Source organism: Stenotrophomonas sp. CC22-02 (assembly GCF_004365115.1).
GTDB lineage: Bacteria > Pseudomonadota > Gammaproteobacteria > Xanthomonadales > Xanthomonadaceae > Stenotrophomonas > Stenotrophomonas forensis.
The window spans coordinates 327,527-344,093 of the sequence record NZ_SOCO01000001.1; the positions used below are offsets into that span (position 1 = coordinate 327,527).

General features: G+C 67.9%; 15 protein-coding genes. 5 read left to right on the forward strand and 10 right to left on the reverse strand.

Going from position 1 to position 16,567, the window contains the following annotated elements; genetic code table 11:
• Positions 1-157 precede the first annotated feature (157 nt).
• The 5 genes from N440_RS01440 to ahpC form a co-directional block, all read right to left on the reverse strand.
• Entirely contained in the window at positions 158-1,114 is a 957-nt protein-coding gene (locus tag N440_RS01440) for a transaldolase (RefSeq protein WP_133933870.1), read from the reverse strand.
• 50 nt (positions 1,115-1,164) lie between these two features.
• Complete coding sequence (rnk, locus tag N440_RS01445) at positions 1,165-1,569, reverse strand: nucleoside diphosphate kinase regulator (RefSeq protein ID WP_004154317.1); 405 nt, start codon at positions 1,567-1,569, stop codon at positions 1,165-1,167.
• A 123-nt stretch (positions 1,570-1,692) separates the two neighbouring features.
• Positions 1,693-2,658, reverse strand: a complete 966-nt coding sequence (locus N440_RS01450) for a LysR substrate-binding domain-containing protein (protein ID WP_008268420.1) — start codon at positions 2,656-2,658, stop codon at positions 1,693-1,695.
• Between the two features lie 85 nt (positions 2,659-2,743).
• Positions 2,744-4,336 (reverse strand): alkyl hydroperoxide reductase subunit F, encoded by a 1,593-nt coding sequence (gene ahpF, locus N440_RS01455; RefSeq protein WP_040008812.1) that lies wholly within the window; start codon positions 4,334-4,336, stop codon positions 2,744-2,746.
• Positions 4,337-4,561: 225 nt separating this feature from the next.
• The gene (gene ahpC / locus N440_RS01460; RefSeq protein WP_004144811.1) at positions 4,562-5,125 is read right to left on the reverse strand and encodes an alkyl hydroperoxide reductase subunit C; all 564 of its coding nucleotides are present in this window, start codon (positions 5,123-5,125) and stop codon (positions 4,562-4,564) included.
• Between the two features lie 322 nt (positions 5,126-5,447).
• Here ahpC and prmC point away from each other — a divergent pair, with 322 nt between their 5' ends.
• Together prmC and pip are read left to right on the forward strand one after the other, a co-directional pair.
• Entirely contained in the window at positions 5,448-6,305 is an 858-nt protein-coding gene (gene prmC / locus N440_RS01465; RefSeq protein WP_133933871.1) for a peptide chain release factor N(5)-glutamine methyltransferase, read from the forward strand.
• A gap of 48 nt (positions 6,306-6,353) precedes the next feature.
• The gene (gene pip / locus N440_RS01470) at positions 6,354-7,295 is read left to right on the forward strand and encodes a prolyl aminopeptidase (protein ID WP_133933872.1); all 942 of its coding nucleotides are present in this window, start codon (positions 6,354-6,356) and stop codon (positions 7,293-7,295) included.
• 72 nt (positions 7,296-7,367) lie between these two features.
• Here pip and N440_RS01475 read toward each other — a convergent pair whose 3' ends face one another.
• Entirely contained in the window at positions 7,368-8,252 is an 885-nt protein-coding gene (locus tag N440_RS01475; RefSeq protein WP_133935955.1) for a LysR family transcriptional regulator, read from the reverse strand.
• Between the two features lie 105 nt (positions 8,253-8,357).
• Between N440_RS01475 and N440_RS01480 the strand changes: the two genes are divergently transcribed.
• A complete protein-coding gene (locus tag N440_RS01480) occupies positions 8,358-9,773 on the forward strand; it encodes an MFS transporter (RefSeq protein WP_133933873.1) in 1,416 nt (471 codons plus the stop codon).
• Positions 9,774-9,850: 77 nt separating this feature from the next.
• Here N440_RS01480 and N440_RS01485 read toward each other — a convergent pair whose 3' ends face one another.
• The 4 genes from N440_RS01485 to N440_RS01500 are packed head-to-tail and all read right to left on the reverse strand — an operon-like array spanning position 9,851 to position 12,705.
• Positions 9,851-10,648 (reverse strand): N-formylglutamate amidohydrolase, encoded by a 798-nt coding sequence (locus tag N440_RS01485; RefSeq protein ID WP_133933874.1) that lies wholly within the window; start codon positions 10,646-10,648, stop codon positions 9,851-9,853.
• Positions 10,641-11,195 carry an NUDIX hydrolase gene (locus N440_RS01490; protein ID WP_049457965.1) on the reverse strand — a complete coding sequence of 185 codons (555 nt, stop codon included), beginning with the start codon at positions 11,193-11,195 and terminating at the stop codon, positions 10,641-10,643. The genes N440_RS01485 and N440_RS01490 overlap by 8 nt, the downstream gene beginning before the upstream one ends.
• Positions 11,192-12,127, reverse strand: a complete 936-nt coding sequence (locus N440_RS01495; RefSeq protein WP_049457964.1) for a 5'-3' exonuclease H3TH domain-containing protein — start codon at positions 12,125-12,127, stop codon at positions 11,192-11,194. Before N440_RS01495 ends, N440_RS01490 begins: the two co-directional genes overlap by 4 nt.
• On the reverse strand, positions 12,124-12,705 hold the full coding sequence (locus tag N440_RS01500; protein ID WP_065428689.1) for a nitroreductase: 582 nt from the start codon (positions 12,703-12,705) through the stop codon (positions 12,124-12,126). Before N440_RS01500 ends, N440_RS01495 begins: the two co-directional genes overlap by 4 nt.
• Before the next feature lie 331 nt (positions 12,706-13,036).
• Here N440_RS01500 and N440_RS01505 point away from each other — a divergent pair, with 331 nt between their 5' ends.
• Positions 13,037-15,358, forward strand: a complete 2,322-nt coding sequence (locus N440_RS01505) for a DUF1631 domain-containing protein (protein ID WP_053511489.1) — start codon at positions 13,037-13,039, stop codon at positions 15,356-15,358.
• A gap of 51 nt (positions 15,359-15,409) precedes the next feature.
• A complete protein-coding gene (locus N440_RS01510) occupies positions 15,410-16,489 on the forward strand; it encodes an NAD(P) transhydrogenase subunit alpha (RefSeq protein WP_133933875.1) in 1,080 nt (359 codons plus the stop codon).
• Positions 16,490-16,567 lie beyond the last annotated feature (78 nt).

Consider the following 16,567-nt stretch of genomic DNA (forward strand, 5'->3'; position numbering starts at 1 on the left):
GCGGGTTGGGTTCGCGGGGGTGTCCGCGGCATGGATGCCGCGGCCAAGCCCCCAGGGACGGGTTCACGGCGTCCCCCGCGAACCCAACCCGCCCGACCCAGCACGGCTTTTGCTCTGAGCCCCCCGCCACGAGGGGCTCAGCCGTTGGCCGAAATCCTCACAGTTCCGAACGAATCCGCTCGCGCAGCGCCTGCAGATCCTTGGCAAACGCATCGATGCCGGTCGCCAGCTTCTCGGTCGCCATCGGGTCCGCCGCCAGGTCCGCAGCGAACTTCGCCGCATCGATCGGGGTCACCGCCACGCCATCGGCGGCACCGGCCACCAGCTTGCGCGGCAGCTCGCCGTGGTCGGCATCGAGCTTCTCCAGCAGGTCCGGCGAAATGGTCAGGCGGTCGCAGCCGGCCAGCGCTTCGATCTGCGCGGTCGAACGGAACGAGGCGCCCATCACCACCGTCGGCGAACCGCGGCGCTTGAACTCGGCATACACGCCGCGCACGAACTTAACGCCCGGGTCTTCATCGATGCTGGCCGGGGCCTGGCCGTTGGCCACGTACCAGTCCAGGATGCGACCCACGAACGGCGAGATCAGGAATGCGCCGGCTTCGCTGCAGGCCAGCGCCTGGGTCGGGTTGAAGATCAGGGTCAGGTTGCAGTCGATGCCCTCGGCCTGCAGGATGCGCGCGGCTTCCACGCCTTCCCAGGTCGCAGCGATCTTGATCAGGATCTTCTCGCGCGGCACGCCGGCATCGGCGTACATCTGGATGAACTGGCGGGCCTTGGCCACGGTCGCGGCGGTGTCGTGGGCCTGGTCGGCGTCCACTTCGGTGGACACGCGGCCCGGCACCAGCGTGCTCAGCAACGCGCCGACGCCGATGGTCAGGCGGTCGGCCACGGCGTGCACCACCGCTTCGCGGTCACCGCTCTGCTGGCGGCCCCAGGCCAGTTCACGTTCGATCAGTTCGGCGTAGACCGGCAGGTCCAGCGCCTTCTTCACCAGGGTCGGGTTGGTGGTGCAATCCACCGGCTGCAGGCGCTTGATCGCGTCGTAGTCACCGGTATCGGCAACGACCACGGACAGTTCGCGCAGCTGGGACAGTTTGGACGGGGTACTCATTATGGCTCCTGGTGCAGGGGGATCGAATCGCGCGCGGTGCGCAGCGGTAATCAGGGACGGTCGTTGTGGACCGCGGTCACGCGCAGGCGCAGCTTGCGGCCGCCGGGCGCATTCCAGTCGATGCTCTGGCCGATGGCCAGGCCGAGCAGGGCACTGCCGACCGGGGCCAGCACGGAAACCTTGCCTTCATCGACGTTGGCTTCGCGGGGGAAGACCAGGGTCAGGACGTGTTTTTCGCCCGACACTTCATCTTCGCACTCCACGCGCGAATGCATCATGACGATGCCTTCGGGAATCTGGTCCGGCGCCAGCACGGTGGCCCGGTTGAGTTCTTCAGCAAGCGCGAGCGCGGCAGGCGTCTGGCTCAGCGCAGGGGAGTCGAGCATGGCCTCCAGGCGGTCCATGTCGAAGGTGGAAACAGTGATCGACGGCGGCAGGCCGCTGGCGGTGTTCATGGTGACGCTCCTTGGTTGAAAGCCATGCAAAAGGCGGCACCCGCTGGCGCCGCCTGTCTGTATTGTGGGGACAAATGCGACCGGAATCGACTCCTGCCGATTCCGGGCCGAGGCTGTGGGGGCTCAGCCGTTCAGCGCGGGGCCGGGCAGTGCATTGGCGTCGTCGCCGACGGCGTTCACCGCGTCGAGGGTGAACAGTGCATGCGGCAGCCGCTTGAACTGGTCGGCCAGCTCCATCAGGAAGCCATTCATCGCCGAGCTGCGGCGCCAGATCATGGCGATGCGGCGGCTCGGACGACCTTCGCCGGTGAAGTCGAGCAGGCGGATGTTGTTCGAGCGCGGCACCGGCGGTTGTACCGACAGGCTGGGAAGCAGGGTGATGCCGACGTCGGCGGCGACCATCTGCCGCAGGGTTTCCAGGCTGGTGGCGCGGAACTCGGACTTCTCGTTGGCGCCGAACAGTCGACACACTTCCAGCGCCTGATCGCGCAGGCAATGGCCGTCTTCCAGCAGCAGCAGCTTCTGCGTGGCCAGCTCCTGCACGTCCAGGTGTTCGCGGCGGGCCAGCGGATGGCGCCCGGACACAGCCAGCAGGAACGGCTCCTCGAACAGGAACTCGGCATGCAGCTGGTCGTCGATCACCGGCAGCGCCAGCAGCGCGGCATCGAGCTTGCCTTCGCGCAGGCGGTCGAGCAGCACGTCGCTCTTTTCCTCGACCAGCAGCAGTTCCAGCTCCGGGAAACGTTCGCGGATGCGCGGGATCACATGCGGAAGCAGGTACGGGCCCAGGGTCGGGAAGATCCCCAGGCGCACCGTACCGGCTTCCGGATCGCGGCTGCGTCGCGCCGCTTCCTTCAGTTGCTCCACTTCGGACACGATCACCCGTGCCCTCGCGGCGGCTTCCTGCCCGGCCGGGGTCAGCATCACCTTGCGCGGCGCGCGTTCCACCAGCGGCAGGCCCAGCTCTTCTTCCAGCTTGCGGATCTGCGTGGACAGCGTGGGCTGGCTGACGAAGCAGGAGGCGGCAGCCCGGCCGAAATGCTTGTGGTCGGCCAGGGCTACCAGGTACTTCAGATCACGTAGGTTCATCCTTACACCCCAGGGGTAACGGACCGGCTGACGGCTTGGTTACCCGGCAGGCAGACAATGTTCCCGGTGATCTGGGAACGGTGGATCAGGCCGCTTCAGCAACGGCACCGCTGCTGTTGCTCACCGACGAGCGGATCAGGTGGTCGAACGCGCTCAGTGCGGCGGTCGAGCCAGCGCCCATGGCGATGATGATCTGCTTGTAGGGTACCGTGGTGCAATCGCCTGCGGCGAACACGCCCGGCAGGTTGGTTTGGCCACGGTCATCGATGACGATCTCGCCACGCGGCGAAAGCGCCACGGTGTCCTTCAGCCACTCGGTGTTGGGCAGCAGGCCGATCTGCACGAAGATGCCTTCCAGCTCGACGCGGTGGGCATCGCCGCCAACGCGGTCCTTGTAGACCAGGCCGGTGACCCGGCTGCCGTCACCCAGCACTTCGGTGGTCTGCGCACTGGTCAGCACGGTCACGTTGGCCAGGCTGCGGAGCTTCTTCTGCAGCACTTCATCGGCGCGCAGGCTGGAATCGAATTCCAGCAGGGTTACATGCGACACGATGCCGGCCAGATCGATGGCCGCCTCGACGCCGGAGTTGCCGCCGCCGATCACCGCCACGCGCTTGCCCTTGAACAACGGGCCATCGCAATGCGGGCAGTAGGCCACGCCCTTGTTGCGGTACTGGTCTTCGCCCGGCACGTTCATCTGCCGCCAGCGCGCGCCGGTGGACAGGATCACCGAACGCGACTTCAGCACCGCGCCGTTCTCCAGCTGCACCTGCACCAGGCCATCTTCGCCGGCCGGCACCAGGGCGCTGGCGCGCTGCAGGTTCATGATGTCCACGTCGTACTCGCGCACGTGCTGCTCCAGCGCCGTGGCCAGCTTCGGGCCTTCGGTCTCCTTCACCGAGATGAAGTTCTCGATCGCCATGGTGTCCAGCACCTGGCCACCGAAACGCTCGGCGGCGATACCAGTGCGGATGCCCTTGCGCGCGGCGTAGATCGCCGCAGCGGCGCCGGCCGGGCCACCACCGACCACCAGCACGTCGAAGGCATCCTTGGCGGCGATCTTCTCGGCATCGCGCTTGCTGGCATTGGTGTCCAGCTTGGCCACGATCTGCTCGAGGGTCATGCGGCCCTGGTCGAACACTTCACCGTTGAGGTACACGGTCGGTACCGACATGATCTCGCGCTTCTCCACTTCGTCCTGGAACAGGGCGCCGTCGATGGCCACGTGCTGGATACGCGGGTTGAGCACGGCGGCCAGGTTCAGCGCCTGCACCACGTCCGGGCAGTTCTGGCAGGACAGCGAGAAGTAGGTTTCGAACTTGAAGTCGCCCTCCAGGTTCTGCACCTGCTCGATCAGCTCGGCGGTGGCCTTGGACGGGTGGCCGCCGACCTGCAGCAGGGCCAGCACCAGCGAGGTGAACTCGTGGCCCATCGGCAGGCCGGCGAAGGTCAGGTGGATGTCCTGGCCCGGGGTGCCCAGGTCGAAGGACGGCACCCGGCCCTGGCCGTCGCGCAGCACCTGCAGCGAGATCTTGTCCGACAGGCTTTCCAGGGTCTGCAGCAGTTCCAGCATCTCCTGCGACTTGGCGCCGTCGTCGGCGTGCGCGGTGATCTGGATCGGGCGGGTCACGCGCTCCAGATAGGTCTTCAGCTGCGACTGCAGGTTGGCGTCCAACATCGGGTCATCTCCTGGCTTCAGGCAAACAGGGGGCGTGGCACCGCTGTAGAAGTTAGCGGACCAGCAGGGGGTAGGGGTGAACCCAAGACAGCGACCGTGGAAGGGGCTGGCTGGCCAAGGCGGGCGAGCGTTGGCTGTCTTGGGTTCACCCCCACGCCGGCGGGGGGACCGGCACGGGGATGAAGGGCGCGCCGTGGCGTGGGGCCACGGCAGGCCGGTACTGCCTTAGATCTTGCCGACCAGGTCCAGCGACGGGGTCAGGGTCTTCTCGCCTTCCTTCCACTTGGCCGGGCACACCTGGTTCGGGTTGGCGGCGGTGAACTGGGCAGCCTTCAGCTTGCGCAGGGTCTCGGAGACGTCACGGGCGATCTCGTTGGAGTGGATCTCCAGGGTCTTGATCACGCCTTCCGGGTTGATGATGAAGGTGCCGCGCAGGGCCAGGCCTTCTTCCGGAATGTGCACGCCGAAGGCGTTGGTCAGCTGATGGGTCGGGTCGCCAACCAGCGGGAACTGGGCCTTGCCGACGGCCGGCGAGGTTTCGTGCCACACCTTGTGCGAGAAGTGGGTGTCGGTGGTGACGATGTAGACCTCGGCGCCGGCCTTCTTGAATTCGGCGTAATGGTCAGCGGCGTCTTCGATCTCGGTCGGGCAGTTGAAGGTGAAGGCGGCCGGCATGAAGATCAGGACCGACCACTGGCCCTTCAGGGTGCTGTCGGAAACCTTGATGAACTCGCCATTCAGGTAAGCGTTGGCTTCGAACGGCTGGATCTGGGTGTTGATCAGGGACATCGTTATTCCTCTGGGTGAAGGGGGGTGGGTGAATCGACAGGAGCTAGGTTACCGACTCGCTGGCGATAAGAACAATCCATTGATTGCATCTATTTGATAGATGGAGTCTATCAAAATGCACTGAGCAGGCACTGAACCCGGCTGCCTCCATCCTGCAACTGCCTGTGTGACAAGGAAAATCTTCCCTGGCGGGTGAAGACGGCCGATAGCCCTTCCTTATCCCGTCCGCCAGAACCTGAACGGATTCCCGCCTTTTGTAGCGTCGAGCCTGCTCGACCATTGGCAGGGAGCAGTCGAGCAAGCTCGACTCTACAATTGCGGCATGTCCGTCAAAACCGAACCCTCCCTGCGCCAGGTCGTGGCCGAGGCCAGTGCCCGCCTGGGCGGCATCGAGGCCCGCCATGAGGCCGAACTGCTGCTGCTGCACGTGCTGGAGCGCCCACGCAGCTGGCTGTTCGCACACGCCACCGACCCGCTGGCCGCCGCTGAACTCGCCACCTTCGAAGCGCTGCTGGCGCGTCGCGTGGCCGGCGAGCCTGTGGCCTACCTGACCGGCCGCCGCGGTTTCTGGACGCTGGACCTGGAGGTCGATCCGGCCACGCTGATTCCGCGCCCGGAAACCGAACTGCTGGTGGAACTGGCGCTGGATCGCCTGCCACTGGACGGCCCGCTGCAGCTGGCCGACCTCGGTACCGGCAGCGGCGCGATCGCGCTGGCGCTGGCCAGCGAACGGCCGCAGGCGCAGGTGCTGGCCACCGATGCCAGCACGGGTGCACTGGCGGTAGCCGCGCGCAACGCCGCGCGCCACGAACTGCGCAACGTGCGCTTCGCCGAGGGCGGGCATGACTGGTACGCGCCGCTGCAGGGCGCGCGCTTCGACCTGATCGCCAGCAACCCGCCGTACATCGCCAGCGACGATCCGCATCTGCAGCAGGGCGACCTGCGCTTCGAACCGGCTACCGCGCTGGCCTCCGGCGTGGATGGCCTGGACGACATCCGCCGCATCGTCGACGGCGGCCAGGCGCATCTGCTGCCCGGCGGCTGGCTGCTGATCGAACATGGCTGGGACCAGGGCGAAGCGATCCGCGCGCTGTTCGAGGCGGCGCGTTTCGCCGACGTGCAGACCGTGCAGGACCTGGAGCAGCGCGATCGCATCACCCTGGGCCGGCGACCGGCCTAGAATGGGGGTTCTCCTGCCCCGGCAGGGCATCACCCTGGAGCTGCAAGCATGCGTACGCTGTACCCCGCCATCACCCCTTACGACGTCGGCACCCTGAAGGTCGACGACCGCCACACGCTGTACTTCGAACAGTGCGGCAACCCGGACGGCAAGCCGGTGGTGATGCTGCACGGTGGTCCGGGCGGCGGCTGCAGCGACAAGATGCGCCAGTTCCACGACCCGGCCAAGTACCGCATCATCCTGTTCGACCAGCGCGGCGCCGGCCGATCCACCCCGCACGCCGACCTGGTGGACAACACCACCTGGGACCTCGTTGCCGATATCGAAAAACTGCGCGAGCACCTGAAGATCGATCGCTGGCAGGTGTTCGGCGGCAGCTGGGGCTCGACCCTGGCCCTGGCCTACGCCGAAACCCACCCGCAGCGCGTGACCGAACTGGTGCTGCGCGGCATCTTCATGCTGCGCCGCTGGGAGCTGGAATGGTTCTACCAGGAAGGCGCCAACCGCCTGTTCCCGGATGCGTGGGAGCATTACCTGAAGCCGATTCCGGCCGTCGAGCGCCACGACCTGATCTCGGCCTTCCACCGCCGCCTGACCAGCGACGACGAAACCACGCGGCTGGAAGCGGCCAAGGCGTGGGCGGTGTGGGAAGGCGCGACCAGCTTCCTGCACGTGGATGATGACTTCATCAACAGCCATGAAGACCCGCATTTCGCCCTGGCCTTCGCCCGCATCGAGAACCACTACTTCGTCAACGGCGGCTTCTTCGAGGTGGAAGACCAGCTGCTGCGCGACGCGCACCGCATCGCCGACATTCCGGGTGTGATCGTGCACGGCCGCTACGACGTGGTCTGCCCGCTGGCCAACGCCTGGGACCTGACCAAGGTGTGGCCGAAGGCGAAGCTGGAAATCACCCCGGCCTCGGGGCACTCGGCGTTCGAAGCGGAGAATGTGGACGCGCTGGTGCGCGCCACCGATGGTTTTGCCTGATCGGTAGTGCCGGCCGCTGGCCGGCAAACCTGGGACGGTTGAATTCCTGGAGGCGCCGGCCAGCGGCCGGCGCTACCACTCCCCCGCCAGCAGCGCGTCGGCCAGTACCTGCAGCTTCGGAGAGTGCTGGCGCGAAGGCGGGTAGATCAACGACAACGCACGGCTGCGGCCTTCGAACGGCTGCAGCACGCGTTGCAGGCGGCCATCGGCCAGCGCGTCGGCCACCGCGAAATCCATCACCTGCACGATGCCGATGCCGGCGATCGCCGCTTCCACCAGCGGATCACCGCTGTCGAACACCATCCGCGTCGGCGGGGTGAACTCACGCAGCTGCCCGTCCTGCAGGAACTGCCAGTCCACCAGGCGGCCGCTGCGCAGGTTGCGCACCGCCAGGCAGGCGTGATCCTGCAGCGCGGCCACATCGGCCGGCGAGCCGCAGCGCTCCAGGTACTGCGGGCTGGCCACAGTCACCCAGCGCAGCGGACGCAGGGGACGCGCGACGATGCGCTGGTCGGCAATGACGCCGGTGCGTAGCGCGGCATCGAACCCTTCTTCAACCAGGTCGACCAGGCGATCGCTGAGCACGGCTTCCACCTGCAGCTGCGGATGCTGCTGCAGCAGCGGCGCCAGCAGCGGCACCAGCACCTTGCGCCCGAACATCGACGGCGCGCTGATCTTCAACGTGCCCGAGGGTGTGCACGGGCGATCGGCGAGCTGCCGTTCGGCGTCGTCGAGGCCGGCGAGCAGGGGCGACACCTGATCGACGAACTGGCGGCCATCCGGGGTCAGTGCCACGTTGCGGGTGTTCCGCTGCAGCAGCTTCACCCCCAGCGTGGCTTCCAGCCGGCTGATCGCGCGCGACAGCCCGGACTGGCTCAGGCCGAGCTGGCCGGCGGCAATGGTGAAGCTGCGTGCCTCGGCCACCTGCACCAGCATGCGCACGGCATTGAGGTCCATCGGGGCTTCATTCATGCCGAAAATCATGACAGATATGGTGAATCGGGGGTTTATTGATTCGGCTGCATCAATGAGACTGCGTTCCCCCGCCACGCCAGACCGCCGATGCCTCCCCTCAAATACCCGCGCTGGGCGCTGACCCTGCTGGCCACCGCCCAGCTGATCATCGCCCTGGATGCCACCATCATCTTCGTCGCCCTACATGACATGGGGCGCGCGTTGCAGATCAACGCGCAGCAGCTGCAATGGGTGGTCAGTGCCTACACCGTGGCCTTCGGCGGCAGCCTGCTGCTGGGTGGGCGCGCCGCCGACCTGATCGGCCGCCGCCGCTTCTACCGGCTGGGCATGCTGCTGTTCGCGCTGGCCTCGTTGCTGGGGGCACTGGCGCCCAATGCCACGCTGTTGATCATCGCGCGCGCGGCGCAGGGCATCGGTGCTGCATTGTTGTTCCCGGCCACGCTGGCGCTGATCAACACGCTGTACGCGGAAGGCCCGGTACGCAACCGCGCGCTGGCGATCTGGAGCATGGCCAGCGCGGTCGGGTTGGCGTTGGGCACGTTGCTGGGCGGGGTGCTGACCCAGGCGTTCGGCTGGCCGGCGGTGCTGGCGGTGATCGTTCCCCTGGCCACGGCGTGTGCAGTCGCGGCCGGCGCGTGGCTGCCGGCCGATGGCCCACGGGTACAGGGCCGTTCATTCGATCTGGCCGGTTGCCTCACCGTCACGGCCGGCGGCAGCCTGCTGGTCACCACCCTGGTGCAAGGGCCGGAGTGGGGCTGGACGGCGCCGGCCACGCTCATCTGCCTGCTGCTTTCAGCCGTACTGTTGACGGTGTTCGTACAGATCGAGAAGCGCAGCCGTGACCCGCTGATGCAGTTTTCGCTGTTGCGCCTGCCTGGCCTGCGTGCGGCCCTCGGCCTGACCTTCGCCTTCATGAGCAGCTACGGCGTGCAGTACTACTTCCTGGCGCTGTACTTCCAGGATGGCTATGGCTGGAGCCCGCTGCAGGCCGGGATGGCGTTCCTGCTGCCGACACTGGTGTGCACCTTCGGCATCCGTATTGCCGAACGCATGCTGCGGTGCCGTTCGCCACGGCAGGTACTGGCCTGGGGATTCGCCGCCGGTGCCATCGGCATCGCCGCGGTAGCGCTGGCGATGCCGCATGGCGCCGGTTACTGGCCGCTGCTGCCGGGCGTCGTGGTGCTCAGCATCGGCCAGGGCATGAGCTGGACGGCGATGTGGATCGTGGCCGGGCAGGGCGTGCCGGGGCCGCAGCAAGGTGTCGCGTCCGGCATGGCGGCCACCGCCCAGCAGATCGGCGGCGCCTTGGGATTGGCGGTACTGGTGATGGTCGCCAACGCCGCGCGCGGCACGCAGGCAGCAACCAGTCCCGATGCCCTGCAGGGCATGGTCAACGCACAGTACGGCGCCGCGCTGTTCGCCGCGCTCGGCGTGGTGATCGCGCTGGGCCTGCGCCCGGTAGCGGTAGCGGTCGTGCCGGCCGCTGGCCGGCAAACGCAATGATCCAACTGTCCTGAGGTTGCCGGCCAGCGGCCGGCACTACCCGCCGCCGGGTAGATCCACGCCATGCGTGGATAGGGTCATGCCAGGGCCAGCAACTGCGGCTGCAAGGCGCCGAAGATCCGCGCCAGCCGCTCGGCCCAGGCCTGTTGCCCGGCGGCGTCGGCAATCAGGTCCTGGCGGATTTCCAGTTCCACGTGCACCAGGCCGCGGCCTTCGCCATGCACCGGCACCGCGTAGTCGCTGGTGCTGCTCACCGAATACGGCTCGTTGTCGCCCACCACCAGGTCGCCTTCGTCGCGCAGCGCCTGCAGCAGTGCATGTGCAAATCGCGTGTCCTGGTGGTACAGCACGCCGGCCTGCCACGGCCGCTGCATGCCGTTCATCACCGGGGTGAAGCTGTGCATCATCACCAGCAGGGTCGGTCGGCCGGCATCGTGGCGTGCATCCAGTTCGGCGTCGATGCGTGCGTGGTAGGGCGCGTGGATCGCATCGATGCGCTGCTGCCGCTGCGCTGCCGACAGCCCGGCATTGGCTGGCACCACAGTGTGGTCGCTCACTTCCGGAATCAGCGTGGGCGAGGCCAGCGGGCGGTTGCAGTCGATCAGCAGCCGCGAATAGGTCTGTTCGATCGCCCAGGCATCGAGCCGTTCGGCCAATGCGCGGGTGGTGCCGGCAATGCCGATGTCCCAGCCGATGTGGCGGTTCAGTTCGGCCTGCGGCAAGCCGAGGCCGGCGAGGGCACGCGGCACCTGCTGGCCGGCGTGGTCGGCCAGCAGCAGGAACGGCGAGGCGCCCTGCGGCTGGTGGATCGTGTAGAGCGCCGGGTCATCGGCGCCCAGCAACGCTGGCAGCGCGTGCAGATCGGCGTCAGCCACGCGCGCGCCCGTCCAGGTGGTGCTCGATCATCCAAAGGCCGGCCCACAGCTTGGCATCCAGCTCGTAGCCTTCGCCCATTTTCTGCACCAGCCACGCTGCGGCCTGCGCGCGCGGAATCTCGTGCACGGTGATGTCCTCGCTGTCATCGCCGCCGCCTTCGCCGATCCGGCGCAGGCCGGTGGCGCGTACGAAGGCGATCTTCTCGCTGCTGGCACCGGAGGAGGTCGGGCCGATCATCAGCACTTCGGCGTGATCGGCGGTCCAGCCGGTTTCTTCTTCCAGCTCGCGCACGGCCGAGACTTCGATCGACTCGCCGGCATGGATGTCGCCGACCAGGCCGGCTGGCATCTCGATGGTGGGTGCCTGCAGTGGCACGCGGAACTGTTCGACGAACAGCACCTTGTCCTCGGGGGTAACGGCGATGATGATTGCCGCCAGGCCACCGGCATGGGTACGTTCGCTGTATTCCCAGGTGCCGCGCACCAGCATGCGCTGGTACTTGCCTTCATAGACGACACGCGGGGCTTCGGTATTGCGCTGGCTCATGCGGGCTCGCTGTGGATGGGAAGAGGGTCGGCCACGCCGGCGGCATCGAACAGCCGGCGGCGGGTCATCGGGCCGAAGCGCAGGGTCTGGCACAGGCCACCGAGCAGCTCCGGGTCGGCGGCCTGGCGCAGCAGTCCGGGCTGGCTGCCTTCCAGCGGCGCATCCAGCGCGATGGTGGTCAGCTGGCGCCACAGCAGGGCGTGCTCGCGCTGCTCGCGCAGGCGCACCGCCATCTGTGCGGCGCCGCGCAGGCGCAGGAACGGCACTTCGTCCAGGCGTTCGTACAGCGCGTCCATGCTGCCGAAGTGGGCCAGCAGCACGGCGGCGGACTTGCTGCCGACACCACTGACGCCGGGGATGTTGTCCACCGCATCGCCGCACAGCGCCAGGTAATCGGCGATCTGGTGTGCATGCACGCCATGACGTGCCTTGACGCCGGCCACGTCCCAGCGCTGGTTGCGCGCGTAGTCCCACTGCTCGTCGTGATCGAGCAGCAGCTGCGACAGGTCCTTGTCGGCGGAAATGATCACGCCACGATGGCTGTGCCGGTGCTGGTGCAGGGCGCTGCCGATCAGGTCATCGGCCTCGTAGTCATGATGGGCCAGAACCACCAGGCCCAGCGCGGCGCACAGTGCCTTGCAGTGCACGAACTGGCGCTTGAGTGCTTCCGGCGCCGGGTCGCGGTTGGCCTTGTAGGCCGCGTACAGGCGGTGGCGGAAGCCGCTGTCCAGCGCTTCGTCGAAGGCGATGGCGATGTGCCGCGGGCGCTCGCGCTCAAGCAGGTCCAGCAGGAAGCGGGCGAAGCCGTGCACGGCGTTGGTCGGCCACCCCTGTGCATCCTGGAACTGGTCCGGCAATGAGTGCCAGGCGCGGAACACGTAGATGCTGGCATCAACCAGGTACAGCGAAGGCGCCGGTGCCGGCAGGGTCATGCCGGCGGCGTCCAGTCGCGCAGCAGCGCCGCAGGGTCGGGGCGCTCGCGCTCGGGAACCTCGGCCTTCGGCGTACCGATGTGGATGAAACCCGCGATGCTTTCGCCCGCGGCCAGGCCCAGGTGGGCCTGCACTGCGGGGTCGAACGCCATCCAGGCGGTCAGCCACTGGGCGCCGAAGCCCAGCGCCTGTGCCGCCTGCAGCAGGGCGAAGCAGACGCAGCCGGCGGTCATCAGCTGTTCCTGCTCGGGCACCTTCGGGTCCGGGCGTGGGCTGGCCACCACCACGATCACCAGCGGCGCGTGGCTGAAGCGCTGGCGGTCCTTCTCGAACACCGCCTCGCCGGCATGCGGGTCGCGCTGCCGGCTGCGCTCGACCAGGAAGTCGCCCAGAGTGTGACGTGCATCGCCGGCGATCTTCAGGAAGCGGAACGGCACGCGCTTGCCGTGGTCGGGCACGCGCACCGCCGAGGCCAGCATCCGCTGCAGGGTGGCCGGGTCCGGTCCGGGCTCGCCGAGCTGCCGCGAGGGCACTGAGCGGCGGGCATCCAGGGCAAGCAGGGCGGCGGGGTCGGGCATGGAGTCTGAACCGGTCATCACGGGTGTTTGATTATAGTCGGGGTGGTCAACGACGCCGTTTGTGTCGCGTCCGGCCTTTGAATATCAAACTGTGATGAACGTCATGCCACTGGCGGGAAACGGACGGCCGCTTCCCCTCGCCTCGCAGGCCTTGCACGGCTTACGATATCTATCTTGCCGGGCCGCCGGTCATGAGGTTTGAAGTGAGGACTGTTTCACTGTCCGTGACGGGCTGGCCGGCCTACCATCGACGTACCGGTGCATGGGGTGTGCCGGCCGTCGCGATGTCCATGCTGTCTGTCGTACCAGAGAAGGTGGGGAGCCTTCCCGAATGATGAGCGTGCCCACACCGATGGGATCGCCGGGGCGTGACCCGGCCCAGCTCCAGCGTGCCCGGGACATGGTCCTGCCGGCGCTGTGCCAGGCCTTCGGGGCTGCACTGGCGCGGTTCGACGATGCCCTGTTCGACCGGGCCGGCAATGCCGGTTCGTCGCAGCTGCTGTTCCTGGATGCGATGCGCGAACTGCGCCGCCGCCGCGAGGATATCGCGGCCGCCTTTGCCGGCCATCTGCAGCGGGCCTGGGAGGCGCTGGCCAGCGGTGAACCGCTGTCGGCCGAAACGACCCTGTCCGGCCCGGCCGAGGACGGCCTGAGCCTGTTGGCGGAACATGTACTGGAATCGCGGCTGGCGGTGCGCAACTTCGCCACCGTGCTGCTGCGTGACTTCAAACCGGTGCTGGCGCGGCTCGACCGCCGCCTGGGCCGGCTGATCGGTGGCAGCGAGCTGGATGCCGATCACAACCCGATCAGTCCCGAGCATCTGGGTGTTGCCATCCACGAAGCCTTTGCCGGCTGTGAACTGGCCCCGGAAGTGCACCTGGTGCTGATCAAGCTGTGCGAGCGCGACCTGCGCGCACCGGTCGGCCGCATCTACGAGAAACTTGACGAACAACTGGCTGCGGCCGGCGTGATGTCGCAGATGGGGGCGCCACGGCGTCCGCCGTCGGCCGCGCCCGACCCGCGCATGGCCTCGGCCCTGGATGACCTGGTGGAACAGCGCCAGGGCGCGGGCTTCGATGCCGACTTCAGTGAAGATGAGCAGGCCGCGCCGGCCTGGGCACAGCGCTTTGCCGCGCGCTGGTCCGAGCGGCGTGGTCACATGCAGCAGCACCTGCCGGGCGAAGACAGCGGTACTGGCGAGGCCTACGCCGGCCAGCAGGGCATGCTGCTGGAAGCGCTGCACGAACTGCTGCAGCAGACCCGCCACGTACGCGAGGATGCGACGTCGGCCGCGCAGGTGGCGATCGGCCAGCAGCGTCCGCTCAGCCAGCGCGAGATGATGTCGGTGTTGTCGCTGCTGCAGGCCACGCCCAGTGCGACGCTGCGTGCAGCGATCGGCGAGGATGGTGAATCACTGGCGCAGCGGTTGAAGAGTGAAGTGCTGTCCAGCGCCACCCGCCTCGGCGTCGACCCCGGCCAGACCCGGCTGGACCCGCAGGACGAAGATGCGATCGACCTGGTCGGCATGCTGTTCGACGTGATGCTGGACGAGCGCGAACTGGAAGGCCGCTCGCGCGAGCTGATCGGCCGCCTGGTGGTGCCGTTCGTCAAGGTCGCGATGCTCGACCGCCGCATGTTCGTGCAGAAGACCCACCCGGCCCGCAAGCTGCTCAACTCGCTGGCCGAGGCCTGCGAAGGCAACACCGGCGAGAGCCAGGCCGAGCGCATGCTGATGGCCAAGGTCGAGGAAATCATCGAGCGCCTGGTGGCCGAGTTCAACGAGAACCTGGCGATCTTCCTGACCCTGGAAGAAGAATTCCGCGAGTTCCTGGTGCAGCATCGCCGCCGCGTGGAAATCGCCGAGCGTCGCGCCGCCGAGACCCAGCGCGGCCAGGAAAAGCTGGAGATGGCCCGCAGCCGTGCCGGGGCGGAGCTGGATCGCCGTATCGGTGACGCCACTTTGCCGCCGGCCATCGCCGAGTTCCTGCGCCAGCCGTGGCAGCACCACCTGACCCTGGCGCTGCTGCGCGAGGGCGAGGAGGGCGCGTCGGTGGCCGAGGCCCTGGGCCTGGGCGACGGCCTGCTGGAGGAAGTGGCCGAGGCCCGCCGCCAGATCGTCGGCAAGCCGTGGCTGCAGGCCTGGCAGCCGGCGCTGGCCAAGGTGTTTGCCAGTGTCGGCGTGCATGGCGACGCGGCGACCGGCGCCATCGACGCATTGCATGACACCCTGCAGGGCATCGCCGAGTCCCGGCCGGAGCTGCAGCGCGCGCTGCCGGAGCTGCCGCAGGTCGCACTGCCGGCACCGCCGGTGGCCGAATCGCCGGCAGTGGAACTGGGGGGCCAGATCGATGCCGATGACTTCGACAATGCCGACGCCGATCGCTTCCGTCGCATGGAAATCGGCAACTGGCTGGACTTCGTCGACAAGGATGGCAAGGTCCAGGCCGGCAAGCTGTCCTGGGTCAGCCCGATTTCCTCGCGCCTGCTGTTCGTGAACCGCCGCGGTGTGCGTTTCTGCGTGGCCTCGCCGGAAGAGCTGGCAGTCATGGTGCGGCTGGGCCGGCTGCGTGCCCACGTTGACGATGGCGCCTTCGACAGCGCGATGCAGGGTGTGATCGATCGATTGGACCCGGGCAGCGCCACCCTGCATTGAGCGGGGCCGCCTGCTAGGATCGGGAAAACTCACCGATCAGCGGGGACCTGCATGGCCGTGGCGTTGCTGGGGATCAAGGAGACCGCGCCGGGCGAACGGCGTGTGGCGCTGACACCGGAGACCGCGCGCAAGCTCGGTGCCCTGGGCATCACCGTCTGGTACGAAAGCGGTGCCGGCCTGGCGGCGGGTTTCACCGATGCCGCCTATGACGATGCCGGTGCCCGTGCGTTCGATGCACAGCGCTGGGGCGAGATCGACATCCTGCTGTGCGTGCAGGCACCGCCTGCGGGGGTGCTGGAAAAGCTCAAGCCGGGTGCCAGCGTGGTCGGGTTGCTGACCCCGGCCAGCGATCCGGCCCTGGCTGCACTCGCTGCCGACGATCGTCTGCACCTGTTCCCGCTGCAGCAGCTGCCGCGGACCACCCGCGCGCAGGCGATGGACGTGCTCAGTTCGCAGGCCGGCATGGCCGGCTACAAGGCCGCGCTGATCGCCGCCGAACGCGCGCCGCGCTTCTTCCCGATGCTGACCACCGCCGCCGGTACCGTGCGGCCGGCCAAGGTGCTGGTGATCGGTGCCGGCGTGGCCGGGTTGCAGGCGATTGCCACCGCGCGTCGGCTCGGCGCGCAGGTGGAGGGCTTCGACGTGCGCCCGGAAACCCGCGAGCAGATCCAGTCGCTGGGCGCGCGCTTCCTCGACCTGGGCGTGAGCGCGGCCGGCGAGGGCGGTTATGCGCGCGCGCTCACCGATGAGGAGCGCGCCGAACAGCAGCGCCGCCTGGCCGACCATCTGCGCGGCGTCGATGTGGTGATCTGCACGGCGGCAGTGCCGGGGCGCCCGGCACCGACGATCGTGACCGCGGGGATGGTGGAGGGCATGGCCACTGGCAGCGTGATCGTGGACCTGGCGGCGGAAAGCGGCGGCAACTGCGCGCTGACTCAGCCGGGCCAGTGCATCGAGCATCAAGGGGTGACCATCGATGGCCCGCTGGGCCTGGCCAGTCGTGGTGCGACCCAGGCCAGCGAAATGTATGCGCGCAACCTGCTCAACTTCGTCGCGCTGTTCGTGCGCGAGGGCGAGCTGGCGTTCGACTGGGACGACGAGTTGCTGGCCAAGACGCGCTGGCAGGTGTGAACCTGATATGCCTCCTGTAGAGCCGAGCCCATGCTCGGCTTGCGCAGGCGCTATAAAGCAGCCGAGCGTGGGCTCGGC